This window comes from Comamonas sp. CMM02, assembly GCF_014851485.1.
Lineage (GTDB): Bacteria > Pseudomonadota > Gammaproteobacteria > Burkholderiales > Burkholderiaceae_C > Comamonas > Comamonas avium.
The window spans coordinates 157,070-169,997 of record NZ_JACUZW010000001.1; the positions used below are offsets into that span (position 1 = coordinate 157,070).

Here is a 12,928-nt window from a genome sequence, read left to right on the forward strand (position 1 = left end):
TCACATCGTTTTGGCCAGCCATTCGGCAAAGGCCTGGCATTCCCAGCGGTCCATGGTGCCGGTGCGCCAGCAGAGGTAGTGGGCATGCTGGCTCTCTACGTCCAGGTCAAACATGCGCACCAGCGTGCCGTTGTCCAGCCAGGGTGCCCCCAGTTTGAGCCGCACGGGGGCAACACCTAATCCGGCGGCTGCCGCATCGCACAGCAAACCTACGTCATTGAACTGTGAGCCTTCGGTAGGCTCTGCCCAATCCAGCCCGGCGGCCTGGAACCAGGGGCGCCACGACTCCAGCGGGCTGCGCAGCAGGGGCAGCTCCATCAGGTCTTCAGGCTTTTCAACCGGGCCATGCTGGCGCAGAAAGGCGGGCGATGCCAGCGGGGTGTACACATCGCGGGCAATTTCGCGGTGTTCCACGTCGGCATAGTGGCCGGGGCCGTAGCGCACCATCAGGTCGGCGTCTTCAGCCACCACATCCAGCAGCGGAATGGCGACTTGCAAGGTGAGGTCAATTTCCGGGTATGCCTCGGTGAACTGCGCCAGGCGCGGTATCAGCATGCAACGTGCAAATGTAGGAGTGACCGCAATCTTGAGCCGTGCGCGGCCCGTTGTCACCGGGTGATTGGGAAAGCACTGCAAAGCTCCAAGACCTTCGCGCACTTGCTGCAGGTAGTTCTGCCCGTCAGAGGTGAGCGAAAAATCGGTGCGGCCAAACAGCAGTGTGCCCAGCACCTGCTCGAGCTGACGCATGCGGTGGCTGACCGCACTGGGGGTGACGTTGAGCTCTTCAGCCGTTTGCGTCACGCTGCGCAAGCGGGCCAGGGCTTCAAAGGTCAGCAGGCATTGGATAGGCGGAATGCGCCGGGCCGAACGGCTGTCAAAAAAACGGGTGGGGCGCTGGCCGTTGTTGCGTGGGCTTGACATGGGGCTTTTGGCGGTCGAGGGGGAAAATCGCAAAAGCTATGCTTTTAAAAGCAAAAAGCACTTGCTGGTATTTGTTTTCATAATGTAATCACTCTGAAAGTAAGATACAACAAGCGCTTGATGCTTTTTCTTTGTGAGCGGTGCGTGATCAGCGGAACACAACGGTTTTGTGGCCGTTCAAAATGACGCGGCGCTCGCTGTGCCACTTCACGGCGCGGGCCAGTACCTGGCTTTCGGTGTCCTGGCCGCGAGTGGTCAGGTCATCCACGGTGTCTGTATGGTCTGCACGCGCCACGTCTTGTTCGATGATCGGGCCTTCGTCCAGATCGGCGGTCACATAGTGGGCCGTAGCACCAATCAGCTTCACTCCGCGATCATGCGCCTGATAGTAAGGCTTGGCACCTTTGAAGCTGGGCAGGAAACTGTGGTGAATATTGATGGCACGTCCTGCTAGTTTTTGACACAAGTCATTGGAAAGTACTTGCATATAACGCGCCAGAATCACAAGCTCGGCACCTTCAGCCTCGATAATCTCAAACTGTTTTGCTTCGGCTTGGGCTTTGGTGGCTGCCGTCACAGGAATGTGATGGAAGGGAATGTTGTAGCTGGCCGCGAGTTGGTAAAAGTCGCGGTGGTTGCTGATGATGGCTTTGATATCGACAGGCAGCTGACCAGATTTCCAGCGGAACAGCAAGTCGTTCAGGCAGTGGCCTTGGCGGCTGACCATGAGAACGGTCTTCATGCGTTCGGCAATGGAGTGCAGGCCCCATTTCATGCCATAGGTGGCAGCCATGGTGGCGGTGGCTTCCTTGAGGGCTGCAATGTCAGCGCTGTCACAGGCGAACTGGACCCGCATGAAAAACAGGCCCGTGGCACTGTCGTTGAACTGCGAGGCTTCTTCAATGTTGGCGCCTTGCTCCAGCAAGAAACCAGAGACAGCATGCACCAGGCCACGGCGGTCTGGGCAGGATAGAGTAAGGATATAGGCTTGGGTCATAGCACGGCAATTGTCGCAGCATGGCCGGGGTTCAATGGGATTTGAGGGAATACATGCAACACGAGGGCTCTGTGCCGCATCTGGCGCCTTGGCGTGCCTTGGTGCTGTATTTGGCAGCAGGAGTGCTGTGGTTTAGTACGGGTAATGTCGTGCTGGCGCAGCTGGTGGAGGACCGCGAGCTTTATGTCGTGCTGCTGCGTGCACAGGATTACATATTTGTACTGGTCTCTGGCTGCTATGCCGGCTGGCTGTTGCACCAGACCCGGCGTGCTGAGCAGCGCCGCGTGGCTGCACGCAACGATCTGGTCAAGAGTGAAGAGCAGCTGAGCCTGGCACTGGATGGCAGCGGCATGTGGGACTGGGATCTGGAGCACCTGCGTCACACCTTCTCTCAGGGCGTCGCCAGCATGATGCGCTACGAGGGCGCTGATTTCGCGCGTGACTTTCGTTTCCGCTCCCGCATTCACCCGGAAGACCGGGAGATGGTGCGCAAGCAAGCCCGCCTGACTTTGAAGACCGGATGCCCGTTTGTAGTGACGGCCCGTGTACTGGGCTTTGATGGCGAGTACCGCTGGTTTGAAGCGCGTGGCGCTCGCCATCTGGATGCACTGGGCAAGCCTGTGCGCTTTTCCGGCATCATTTCGGACAAAACCCAGCAGCGTCAGGAAGAAGAGCGCCTGCGCTTGGCGGCCACGGTGGTGGACAACACGGCCGAAGGCATTGTGGTGACCGATGCACACAGCAATATTTTGTCGACCAATGCCGCATTTTCTCGTCTGCTGGGGTACGAACCCTCAGAGTTGATTGGCAAGCGTCCTTCGGAATTCAAGTCTGGCAAGCACGAGAAAGCCTTTTACGACGACATGTGGGACAGCCTGCACCGCACAGGCCACTGGCGCGGAGAGATCTGGAACAAACGCAAGAACGGGGAAGTTTTCCCCGAGCGCATGTCCTTGAATGCAGTGCACGACGCGTGCGGCAAGACAACGCATTACGTGTGCATGTTTACCGATATCTCGCAAGAGAAAGAGCGTGAGCACCAGTTGCAGGTCATGGCACACAGTGATGCGTTGACGGGCCTGTCCAATCGCACATGGTTTGTGCATGAGCTCACACGACTGGTCGAGTCTGCCGATGGCCGTGGTGAAAACATGGCCGTGATTTTGCTGAATCTGGATCGGTTCAAGGACGTCAATGACAGCTATGGCCATGCCGTGGGCGATGAGGTGCTGCGCCATGCCGCCCGGCAGATGCAAACGGCATTGCGCCCCGGTGATGCCATTGCGCGCATGGCCGGTGATGAAATTGTTGTCCTGGCGCGCCATCTGAGTCGTCCTGAAGACGCTTCAGCTATCGCCGAGTCACTGATTCAGGCGGCAGGCCAGCCATGGAAATCCCCCGATGGTTTTGCCGTGGTGGTGAGCGTGAGTGCCGGCATTTGCTGCTACCCGCAGCATGCGCAAAATGCTGCGTCTTTGGTGCAGGGCGCACATGCGGCTGTGTATGGTGCCAAAGAGGGCAAGGGCGGCAGCAATCTGTGGTGTTTCTTCAGCGAAAACATGACGCTGGCCGCCCGTGAGCGCATAGCGCTGGAGTCACGCCTGCGCAACGCCTTGGCGCAAGGGCATCTGCAACTGTTTTACCAGCCGCAAATTGATATCGCCTCAGGCAGCATCATTGGCTGCGAGGCCCTGATGCGCTGGTTCGATCCGGTAGAAGGCATGATCTCACCGGGGCGCTTTATCCCTGTGGCGGAAACCTCTGGCTTGATTGGCCCGCTGGGTGCCTGGGGGCTGGAGCAGGCATGCTGCCAGGCGCAGTCGTGGCGGGATCAGGGCTTGCCCGCCATCTCTGTGGCGGTCAATGTGTCGCTGCACCAGTTTCTGCTGACCGATATTGTCGGCTGCACGCGCAAGGCGCTGGAGCGCTCGGGCCTGCCTGCAGAGTGTCTGGAGCTGGAAATCACAGAAAGCGCACTGGCAGAGCGCCCAGATGAAGCGCTGGTGGTGCTGCGCAACTTGAAGAACCTGGGCTTGCGCCTGGCGATTGATGACTTTGGCACCGGCTACTCATCGCTGGCACACCTCAAGCGTTTTCCCATCGATCTGCTCAAGATCGATCAGAGTTTCATTCGCGACATTCCTCAAAGTGCTGACGATATGGCGATCAGCCATGCCGTGATTGCCATGGGGCAGAGCATGGGCATGGAGGTTCTGGCCGAGGGGGTGGAGACCGCGGCGCAGCTGGAGTTCCTGCGCCAGCACGGCTGCAATTTCTACCAGGGTTACTTTTGCAGCAAACCCATGGCTGCGACAGATTTTGAGAAGCTGTTGCGCGGTGAAGCACAGCGCCTCATGCAGCAAGGGCCAGGGGCTGAAATATTTGAAATTTGAGACCGCACATGGGCTCAAAAAAAAGAGGCCTTCCAGGGCCTCTTTTTTTGCAGACTGGCTGCGTATCAGTGGATCAAGACGGGGTTCTGCGCCAATTGCGCATAACGCTCCAGGATGTCTTCGACTTCCTCTTCGCTGGGCGACTCTCGCTGCCACTCCTGGATGATGAGCTGAAACATTTCTGCCCAGGAACCATCCAGATACACCTCTTTGCCCGAACGTTTGTCCACAATTTCAAAACCGTGGCGGGGCAGTGCTGGTGCGGGGGTTTCACCGTCAGCCAGTGTCACTTGTGTGGGCAGACCCAAATCGGGTTTGAGATGGAGCACCACAAAAGAATCCGAGTCATAAAGCATTTGCATGGTGGTCCTCCTTCCTTGCCTGCGTTGCGTTTCTGGCGCTGGGGCATCCCAGGTGATGTCAGATGGGTGCTAAGCAGAGCGTTTCAAGGTGCATGACGGTTTATCGTGCACTGTGAGTATTCCATGAAAGTGAAAACTGCACAGGGGGGCACCGTCAGCAGAGCTTAGGGCTTGGTGTGGGACTGCAGCTTCAGGTCCAGTTCATCGCGGCCGCCGTCTTCCTGCATGCGGATGCGTACAGGCAGATACTGCAGCCCGGGGGCCAGCCACAGGGCAGACTGCAGGTTGTCTTCAGCGCTGCTGTCCGAGCTGTGCTCCAGCTTGAGGGCCTGCATGCGCCCTGCAGGCAGTTGCAGGTTTTCGGTGCCACGCACTGTAAACGTCCATGGGGCTACGCGGCTGCTGCTGGCAGCCTGAATGGTGATCTTGGTGCCTTGTGGATAGCGCTGTGGAGCCGCTGCAATCATGCCTGCCACTTGAAAGAACACGCTCATGCGATCTTGGGTGCCGCGCACCCATGCAGCAGGCTCGTTGCCCCGACTAAAAAGAATCTGCCCGGCCTTGGCATCAAAGGTGGCGCTGTTTTCTTTGCGGGCGCGGTCTATAAAAATTTCTGGCAACAGGCCGGTGGGGCCGATGGTGCCCACGCTCGATTGGCGACGGCTGCCAACGATGGGTATCTGCACTTCTTGTGCAGCCTCATAACGCTGCCCCTGTGGCAGCCAGTCGATCTGCGCCTTGGTTTGATACGGCATGCCTTTGTACTTGCCTTGCACGGTAAATTGCAGTCGTGCGGCATCCGGGGCGCGCCAGGCAAGAGGTGCTTTGGCCCGTTGACCTTGCGCTGTGCGCACTTCGATGGGCGCTGTGGTGCTCTGCGCGTATGAGGCGGTGGCTGACATGCCCAGTATCAAGGCAAGGGCCAGCGGCAGACTGGTTTGGGCATTGCGCAGTGCAATGGTGAAAACTGAGGGGCGCAATGGCATGGGCGAACCTTAGAATTTGTGGCATACACGTGAACTGTGGATAACAGTTCACGCCAGTTCTTCTATTTTGGCAGCAGCAGTTGAATGTCGCTGCCATATGGCCTTAGCGCCTACACCTCTTTGCTCATGAAACTCGCCACTTACAAAGACGGCTCTCGCGATGGACAACTGATTGTGGTCTCGCGTGACCTGCGGTTCGCTCATTACGCCACGGGTATTGCTTCACGCATGCAGCAGGTGCTGGATGACTGGAGCTTCATGGCCCCGCAGCTGCAAGACCTCTACCACCAGCTCAACACAGGCCGTGCGCCCCATGCGTTTGCGTTCGATGCCACGCAGTGCATGGCTGCACTGCCGCGTGCACACCAATGGGCAGAGGCCGCCGCTTACCCGTGTCATCTGGCATTAACCCAGCCACAATGGCCCTTGAGCACGACAGAGCCTCTGATGCGCCAAGGCGCGGGCGACAGCTTGATGGGCCCATGCGATGAAGCCGTGGTCGGCAGTGCGGCGATGGGCATCGACTTTGGTGCGGGGCTGGCGGCCATTACGGGGGATGTGCCTATGGGTAGCTCGCCAGAGCAGGCGCTGCATGCCATTCGTCTGCTCATGCTGAGCAATACACTGAGTCTGCGCCACCTCATGCCCAGTGCCCCAGCACAGCCATGGAGCCATCTGCAAAGCTGGCCTGCAACGGGCTTTAGCCCCGTGGCCGTGACGGTGGATGAACTGGGCGATGCCTGGCGCGGTGGCCGCATACATCTGCCTTTGCACAGTAGCTGCAATGGCCGCAAAGTGGGCATGTGCGAAGCGGGGGAAGATATGACGTTTCACTTTGGACAACTGGTGGCCCACATTGCCAAAACCCGCGCGCTGTATGCAGGAGCCATTGTGGGAGCAGGGGTGGTCAGCAACCAGGGCGTGGTCAGCGGCAAAGGGCAAAACCAGCGCATGGACTGGCCACGGGGCTACCACTGCATTGCTGAAAAACGTGCCATGGAGCTGCAGCAAAGCGGGGCAGCCAGCACGGCCTATCTGCAGTTTGGCGACACGGTACGCATTGAAATGAAGGGCAAGGACGGGCTCAGCATCTTTGGTGCGATTGACCAGACCATTGTTTCGCCCCAGGGTGATGGCAGCAGTGCGTAATTCGCTGCCATCCAACGGACGCCTGGTGCTTGCGCAGTCCACACGAAACGCGCTATTTTTGGTTGCGTCAACGCTCAGGTAGAGCAGAGCAAGGTGCCATGGGTGCTGATGGCCAGGTTGCTTTGTGGCACTGGGCGCTGCGTGAGGCGTGCTGTGTGCCACTTTTGGCCGCGCGGCCGAGCAGTTTTTTCAACGAGGAGCATTGTGATGTCCCCTATGTCTGAGCGTCCGGCCATGCACCCTTTGCCCACTGCGGCCAGTGTGTGGCGCGATACACCACAGCGCTTTGGCCTGATCAGCCGTGGCTTGCATTGGGCCATGGCATTGCTGCTTGTGTGGCAGTTTGCAGGCATGGTGGCCAAAGTCACGCTGGGCAAGGACGCGGCCCTCACATCGGTGCTGGCAGGTGCGCATGCACACGTGGGTTTGCTGTTGCTGGTACTGGCGGTGCTGCGCTGCCTGTGGGGCTGGGCCAATAAGGGGCGCCGTCCACGCCATGGCGCAGGGGTGATGGGGGCCGCTGCAGGGCTGGGGCATCTGGCTTTGTACGCCTTGATGCTGGTCGTGCCTTTCTTGGCCATGCTGCGCATGCTGGGCAACAACCGGCCCTTCAGCTGGTTTGGCGTTATTCCTCTGAACGACGGGCTGGGTGAAAAAGTGGAGTGGATGGTGGCTCCGGCCAGCGCTGTGCATGGGTTGCTGGGCTGGGCGTTGCTGGCCTTGATCATTGGCCACATGCTGATGGTGCTGGTGCACCGCTATCTCTGGAAAGACGATGTGGCGCAGCGCATGCTGGGGCGCATGCAGCCCTGAACCTCAAGGCTTGAGCGTCAAATCCATCACATCCCCGTTGCTCTCTTTCATGTGCATGCGCACGGGCACATAGCCCAGCGCGGGGTTCAGCCACAACTGGGCTGTTTCATCGTCACCGGCCTGGGGCAGGCGGTGCAGGCGCAGCGTGGGCACAGGGCCGTCAGGCAGCTCCAGCTGCGCCTGGCCTTCCACCACAAACGACCATATTTGCATGCGCCGCGCACCCAGTGTGGGAATGTCGATGCGTGTGCCGGGTGCGCGCAAGTCGGGCATGGCCTGCAGCATGCTGGCCAATTGCAAAAACACACTCAGCCGGTCTTGGGTGCCTGGGCCAATTGGCGCGGGGGTGCGTTCAGGCTCAAACAAGGCCTGCTGCGCAGTCCAGTCCAGATTGACTGTGCGGCGCTTGGTCAGGCGGCGATCCACAAACTGCAAGGGTTGCAGTCCTTGGGGGGTGAGCAAGCCCGTGCTGGTTTGTTCGAGTGAGCCCAGCAAAAAGGCGCTGATCGATTGCCTGGCTTGGTAGGTGTGGCCATCGGTTTGCCATTGCAGCTGGGCGTTGGCGTGGTATTGCATGCCTTTGACAAAACCCTCCACCTTGAAGCGCAGCTCCATGTGCTGGGTCAGGGCAGAACCGTCAGGGGGCAGCACCATGGTGACGGGCATGTCAGCTGCATTGCGCACTTGCAGGCTGGGGCCCTGTGGCTGGGTCGGTGCAGCGGCAGGTACCATGGCCTGTGCGTTGGCTGCGTCAGCTGCCACGGCTGGCGTTTCTGTCTCCGCCACGGGGGGGGCAGGTGTGGCGTCAGTGGCCCGTGGCGCAGCAGTTAACGCAGCGGCAGGCGCTGCAGGTGGGCGGCGGGGGGCGATGGGTTTTTGGGGTGTGGTCTGGCCAGCTGCCTGCACCTGTGGTGCAGGCGGTGCGGCGGGGGTGGGCTGTACCCAGATGGTGTGCAGACGCTGGGGTGCATCGGGTGTGAACGCGGCGGTGATGGGGGGTAGATGGATGTTGCCAAACAGCACCACCCAGTGCGCTGCCACCACCAAAGCCGTCACACTGAAAACAAGGCGAAGACGCATGCGTGCAGCTTAATCGAGCGCTCGCTGTCTGCGCATGGTCATCACCAGGACTGCCAGGCTGATGACGGCACCCAGGCCCCCCAGCACCGGGAAGAGGGGAATGCCAAACACGCGCACATTCCAGGACAGCAATGTGGGGCCAATGCCCAAGATGAAGGCCCCCGCCACTACGGCCAGTGACAGGCGGGTGGCCGCACGCTCCAGCGCCACAGAGACGCGGTGCAGGTGGCGCACCTCCATGTCGACACCGATGCGTCCTTGCTTGAGGCGGTACATCAGCAGGCGCAGCGTTTTGGGGGCATCGGCTGCCATTTCAAACATCTGCATGGTGGCGGCACGTTGCTCGCGCAGCAGTCGCCTGGGGTGGTAGCGTGCGCGCAGCTGCTCTTGCACCAGCGGCTTTGCGGTGGCGACGACGTCAAAGTTCGGGTCCAGCTGCAGCAGCACGCGGTCGGCAGTGATCAGCGCCTTGAACAGCAAGGCCATATCCGAGGGCATGGAGATTTGGGCCTCGCGTGCCAGATCCATGAACTCCTTGATGGAGTCACCCAGTTTCAGCGGGCCATTGTCGCGCCGGGCAATGTAGCGCTCCACGGCCGATTCCATCAGGGCAATGTCGATGCGCACGTCGCCAGTCCATTCCAGCAGCACCATGACCAGGCCATCGGCATCGCCCTCCACCATGGCGCGCAGCAGCACCAGAAACTGATCGCGCCGGTGGGGTGACAGATGGCCTACCAGCCCAAAGTCCAGAAAACCGACGCGGTTGCCCTGCAGCGCAAATACATTGCCAGGGTGTGGATCGGCGTGAAACAGCCCATCGCGCAGCACCATGTGCAAAAAGGCGTGCGCCCCACGCTGCGCCAGCAAGGCGCCGTGAAAGCGCGTGTCCAGCGTTGCCTGGTTGGCGGGTACACCATCCAGCCAGTCTTGCACCAGCAGCTCGGGGGTGCTCAAGTCCCACGCAATGCGTGGAATGACAATATCGGGCTGCTGCAAAAAGGCCCGTGCCACCAGTTCGTTGTTGCGGCCTTCGATGGTGAAGTCCAGCTCCTCCTGTAACGCCTCTCCCACCTGCCGGGCAACGGCCACGGGGCGGTAACGCTCAAGCTGCGGAAAGCTTTCTTCGACCATGGTGGCCACGTGGCGCAGTAGACGGGCATCGGCCTCCAGACCCGCACGAATGCTGGGGCGCTGCACTTTAACCACGACTTCACGCAATGATCCGTCGGGGCGCTGCACCTGTGCGCGGTAGACCTGAGCGATAGAGGCAGCGGCCAGCGGCGTGGTGTCAAAACGCGTGAAAACCTGCGCAATGGGCTGCCCCAGCTGGGCTTCGATGTGCGGGCGCATGACCTCCCAGGACAGGGGCGTGGCCTGGTTGTGCAATTGCTCCAGCGCCTGTGTCCATTCAGTGGGCAGCAGGTCAGAGCGGGTGGCCAAAATTTGCCCCAGTTTGACGAAGGTGGGCCCCAGCGACTCAATCGCCATGCGCACGCGCTCGGGGCGGCTGGCCTGGGCGATGGGGTGGTCGGCGTCTTCATTGGCCGCGCGGTGGGCATTGCTGGTGCGCCACTGTGCCCAGCGCGAAAGACCCAGCGATTGCACCACGTCAGCCAGCCCAAAACGCAGCAGCGTTCCCACAATTTCTTGTAAGCGGGCGCGGTCTCGGACGGCAACCACCGCAGTGTGCAACATGGCCATGGCATCTCCTGAAGGCAAGCCAAAAGCATAAACCCACGGACAGGGCCGTGGGTTTGATGAAGGAGACTATAAAAAAATGAGCTTATATCGCTTGTATTCATTGATTTTCAGATACTTTTGTATCTGAAGTGCTGGTAAATAAAGCGCAGGCTGCTCCTTTTATGCATTAGTAAGTCAGGCAGATCTTGCCAAAGTGCTTGCCTGCCTGCTGGTGGGCAAAGGCCTCGGTGATCTGGGCCAGCGGGTAGCTGCTGTCAATCACCGGCTTCCAGTCAAAGCGCTCCAGCGCACGCACCATGTCTTGTTGCTGTTCGCGGCTGCCCACAATCAAGCCCTGCAGTGTTTGCTGCTTGGCCATCAGTTCCACGGTCGGAATGCTGCCTGCAAAGCCTGTCAGCACGCCAATCAGGGCAATGTGCCCGCCCACGGCGCAGGCGCGGATCGATTGCGGCAAGGTGTTGGGGCCACCCACCTCGACCACGATGTCTGCACCACGCCCCTGGGTGGCGGCCAGTACGGCGTTGCCCCATTCGGGGGTCTCGGCGTAGTTGATGACCACGTCTGCGCCCAGGGCCTTCAGGTGTTCGGCCTTGGCGGCGCTGGAGGTGGTGGCAATGACGCGTGCGCCCATGCTTTTGGCCATTTGCAGCGCAAAGATGGAGACGCCGCCCGTGCCCAGCACCAGTACGGTGTTGCCCGCCTGCAGCTTGCCATTGACCACCAGTGCACGCCATGCGGTCAGGCCGGCGGTGGTCAGTGTGGCCGCTTGTGCGTGGCTGTAGCCCTGGGGTGCCAGCGTGAAAGCGGTGGCAGGCAGGGTGACCATTTCGCGCGCAAAACCATCGCAGCCATCGCCGGGCACCAGCGCAAAGTCACTGGGTGCGTGGCGGCTGCTGAGCCACTGCGGAAAGAAAGTGGAGACCACGTGGTCGCCCACGGAAAATTCTGTGACACCGGTGCCAACGGCGGTGACGACGCCTGCACCGTCGGCCATAGGAATGCGGTTGGGCTCTGTGGCACCGGGACGGCTGACGACCAGCAGGTCGTGGTAGTTGAGCGATGTGGCATGGATGCGCACCTGAATCTCACCGGCCTGGGGTGCGGCGGCGTCTGCCAGCTCTACCAGTTGCAGGTTTTCCAAACCGCCGGGGGCGGCCAGTTGAATGGCTTTCATGCGTATCTTTCAGGAAAAAGGGTAAGGGATGCCTCGCATGGTGCAACGCAACGGCGTAATACGCCAGAACCAACATATTTGTTGGGTAGTATTAAAAATGTAAGTAATGCGCTGCCATGGGCCTGACGCTAGGATGCTGTGCATGATGATGACTGCAAAGGGGCCACCATGAAACGTTTAAACAGCAAGAGCGGCTGCGTTGTAGAGGTGACGCTGTCGGTCATGGGGGGCACCTGGAAGCCCGTTATCTTGTTTCACCTGCTGCACGGCAAAAAACGCTTCAGTGAACTGAGCCGCACGATTGGCTCCATTACCCAGCGCATGCTCACTTTGCAACTGCGCGAGCTGGAGGCATCCGGCATTGTGCTGCGCACCGTGCATGCCGAGGTGCCTCCGCGGGTGGACTATGAACTGACCGAACTGGGCCGTTCGCTGCAGCCGGTGCTGGTGGCCATGCGCAACTGGGGCGAGGCCTATGCCAGAGGTCGTGAGCACGGCGATGCCTTGCCCGTTGCCCGCTGTGCCGAGGAGCTGGAACACGAAACGGTCTGAACCCAGCGGCAGTCACTGCCAGCAATGATGAAAAAAACCAGCAGGCATGCAGCGCTGCTGGTTTTTTGTGAGGATGCGCAACGACAGCGCTGCGCTTACTTGCCTGCTGTCAGCGCGCTGTAGCCGTGCATCAGGTTGCGGTAGTCAGGGATGTGGTTGGAGAACAGTGTGCCCAGGCCTTCCACGTCATTGCGCCAGTCGCGGTGCAGCTCGCAGGCTGCGCCAAACCAGGTCATGAGCTGGGCACCGGCTTGTTCCATGCGGCTCCATGCGGCTTTTTGTGTCATCTCGTTGAAGGTGCCCGACGCATCGGCAATCACGAACACGTCAAAACCTTCTTCCAGTGCCGACAGCACAGGGAAACTCACACACACTTCAGTCACCACGCCGGCCACGATGAGCTGCTTCTTGCCCGTGGCTTTCACGGCTTTGACGAAGTCTTCGTTGTCCCATGCGTTGATCTGGCCTGGGCGTGCGATGTAGGGCGCAGAGGGGAATTTTTCTTTCAGCTCAGGCACCAGAGGGCCGTTGGGGCCGTTTTCAAAACTGGTGGTCAAAATGGTCGGCAGCTTGAAGTATTCAGCCATGTCGGCCAGTGCCAGCACGTTGTTCTTGAACTTGTCGGGGTCGATGTCGCGCACCAGCGAGAGCAGTCCGGTCTGGTGGTCGACCAGCAGCACGGCGGCATTGTCTTTATCGAGGCGAACGTAAGGCTTGTTGCTCATGGTGATCTCCAAGGTAGCAGGGGGTGAAAAAAGAGAGAAGCCGCAGTGGGCTGGCGGTTTGCCCGCCCGCTG

12 protein-coding genes are annotated in these 12,928 nt (G+C 60.1%); 4 read left to right on the forward strand and 8 right to left on the reverse strand.

The window, feature by feature from the left end:
* Both IB213_RS00755 and purU read right to left on the reverse strand, forming a co-directional pair.
* The gene (locus IB213_RS00755; RefSeq protein ID WP_191722446.1) at positions 1-921 is read right to left on the reverse strand and encodes a LysR substrate-binding domain-containing protein; all 921 of its coding nucleotides are present in this window, start codon (positions 919-921) and stop codon (positions 1-3) included.
* A gap of 148 nt (positions 922-1,069) precedes the next feature.
* The gene (purU, locus tag IB213_RS00760; RefSeq protein WP_191722447.1) at positions 1,070-1,918 is read right to left on the reverse strand and encodes a formyltetrahydrofolate deformylase; all 849 of its coding nucleotides are present in this window, start codon (positions 1,916-1,918) and stop codon (positions 1,070-1,072) included.
* A 53-nt stretch (positions 1,919-1,971) separates the two neighbouring features.
* On the opposite strand from purU, the gene IB213_RS00765 reads away from it, so the two are divergent.
* Positions 1,972-4,311 carry a bifunctional diguanylate cyclase/phosphodiesterase gene (locus IB213_RS00765; RefSeq protein ID WP_192405081.1) on the forward strand — a complete coding sequence of 780 codons (2,340 nt, stop codon included), beginning with the start codon at positions 1,972-1,974 and terminating at the stop codon, positions 4,309-4,311.
* A gap of 65 nt (positions 4,312-4,376) precedes the next feature.
* Here the strand turns inward: IB213_RS00765 and IB213_RS00770 are convergent, their stop codons facing one another.
* Together IB213_RS00770 and IB213_RS00775 are read right to left on the reverse strand one after the other, a co-directional pair.
* Positions 4,377-4,673 (reverse strand): DUF3567 domain-containing protein, encoded by a 297-nt coding sequence (locus IB213_RS00770; RefSeq protein ID WP_191722449.1) that lies wholly within the window; start codon positions 4,671-4,673, stop codon positions 4,377-4,379.
* A 164-nt stretch (positions 4,674-4,837) separates the two neighbouring features.
* On the reverse strand, positions 4,838-5,659 hold the full coding sequence (locus IB213_RS00775; RefSeq protein ID WP_191722450.1) for a DUF3108 domain-containing protein: 822 nt from the start codon (positions 5,657-5,659) through the stop codon (positions 4,838-4,840).
* Positions 5,660-5,785: 126 nt separating this feature from the next.
* Here IB213_RS00775 and IB213_RS00780 point away from each other — a divergent pair, with 126 nt between their 5' ends.
* Positions 5,786-6,808 (forward strand): fumarylacetoacetate hydrolase family protein, encoded by a 1,023-nt coding sequence (locus tag IB213_RS00780; protein ID WP_191722775.1) that lies wholly within the window; start codon positions 5,786-5,788, stop codon positions 6,806-6,808.
* 207 nt (positions 6,809-7,015) lie between these two features.
* Entirely contained in the window at positions 7,016-7,621 is a 606-nt protein-coding gene (locus IB213_RS00785) for a cytochrome b (protein ID WP_225560911.1), read from the forward strand.
* A gap of 3 nt (positions 7,622-7,624) precedes the next feature.
* Here IB213_RS00785 and IB213_RS00790 read toward each other — a convergent pair whose 3' ends face one another.
* From IB213_RS00790 to IB213_RS00800, 3 genes are all read right to left on the reverse strand, one after another.
* On the reverse strand, positions 7,625-8,701 hold the full coding sequence (locus IB213_RS00790) for a DUF3108 domain-containing protein (RefSeq protein WP_192405082.1): 1,077 nt from the start codon (positions 8,699-8,701) through the stop codon (positions 7,625-7,627).
* Positions 8,702-8,710: 9 nt separating this feature from the next.
* Positions 8,711-10,405, reverse strand: coding sequence for an AarF/ABC1/UbiB kinase family protein (locus IB213_RS00795; protein ID WP_225560912.1), 1,695 nt, complete (start codon positions 10,403-10,405; stop codon positions 8,711-8,713).
* 166 nt (positions 10,406-10,571) lie between these two features.
* Positions 10,572-11,579: an NAD(P)-dependent alcohol dehydrogenase gene (locus tag IB213_RS00800; RefSeq protein WP_192405083.1), complete on the reverse strand. Its 1,008-nt coding sequence runs from the start codon at positions 11,577-11,579 to the stop codon at positions 10,572-10,574.
* Positions 11,580-11,747: 168 nt separating this feature from the next.
* On the opposite strand from IB213_RS00800, the gene IB213_RS00805 reads away from it, so the two are divergent.
* Positions 11,748-12,131: a helix-turn-helix domain-containing protein gene (locus tag IB213_RS00805; RefSeq protein ID WP_192405084.1), complete on the forward strand. Its 384-nt coding sequence runs from the start codon at positions 11,748-11,750 to the stop codon at positions 12,129-12,131.
* 95 nt (positions 12,132-12,226) lie between these two features.
* Here IB213_RS00805 and ycaC read toward each other — a convergent pair whose 3' ends face one another.
* Positions 12,227-12,856 (reverse strand): isochorismate family cysteine hydrolase YcaC, encoded by a 630-nt coding sequence (gene ycaC, locus IB213_RS00810; protein ID WP_192405085.1) that lies wholly within the window; start codon positions 12,854-12,856, stop codon positions 12,227-12,229.
* Positions 12,857-12,928: the final 72 nt, after the last annotated feature.

Coding starts and splice junctions, on each gene's coding strand:
- IB213_RS00775 (WP_191722450.1), bottom strand. CDS start 5,659: ATGCCATTGCGCCCCTCAGTTTTCACCATTGCACTGCGCAATGCCCAA.
- IB213_RS00785 (WP_225560911.1), top strand. CDS start 7,016: ATGTCCCCTATGTCTGAGCGTCCGGCCATGCACCCTTTGCCCACTGCG.
- IB213_RS00780 (WP_191722775.1), top strand. CDS start 5,786: ATGAAACTCGCCACTTACAAAGACGGCTCTCGCGATGGACAACTGATT.
- purU (WP_191722447.1), bottom strand. CDS start 1,918: ATGACCCAAGCCTATATCCTTACTCTATCCTGCCCAGACCGCCGTGGC.
- IB213_RS00805 (WP_192405084.1), top strand. CDS start 11,748: ATGAAACGTTTAAACAGCAAGAGCGGCTGCGTTGTAGAGGTGACGCTG.
- IB213_RS00770 (WP_191722449.1), bottom strand. CDS start 4,673: ATGCAAATGCTTTATGACTCGGATTCTTTTGTGGTGCTCCATCTCAAA.
- IB213_RS00765 (WP_192405081.1), top strand. CDS start 1,972: ATGCAACACGAGGGCTCTGTGCCGCATCTGGCGCCTTGGCGTGCCTTG.
- IB213_RS00795 (WP_225560912.1), bottom strand. CDS start 10,405: ATGGCCATGTTGCACACTGCGGTGGTTGCCGTCCGAGACCGCGCCCGC.
- IB213_RS00790 (WP_192405082.1), bottom strand. CDS start 8,701: ATGCGTCTTCGCCTTGTTTTCAGTGTGACGGCTTTGGTGGTGGCAGCG.
- ycaC (WP_192405085.1), bottom strand. CDS start 12,856: ATGAGCAACAAGCCTTACGTTCGCCTCGATAAAGACAATGCCGCCGTG.
- IB213_RS00800 (WP_192405083.1), bottom strand. CDS start 11,579: ATGAAAGCCATTCAACTGGCCGCCCCCGGCGGTTTGGAAAACCTGCAA.
- IB213_RS00755 (WP_191722446.1), bottom strand. CDS start 921: ATGTCAAGCCCACGCAACAACGGCCAGCGCCCCACCCGTTTTTTTGAC.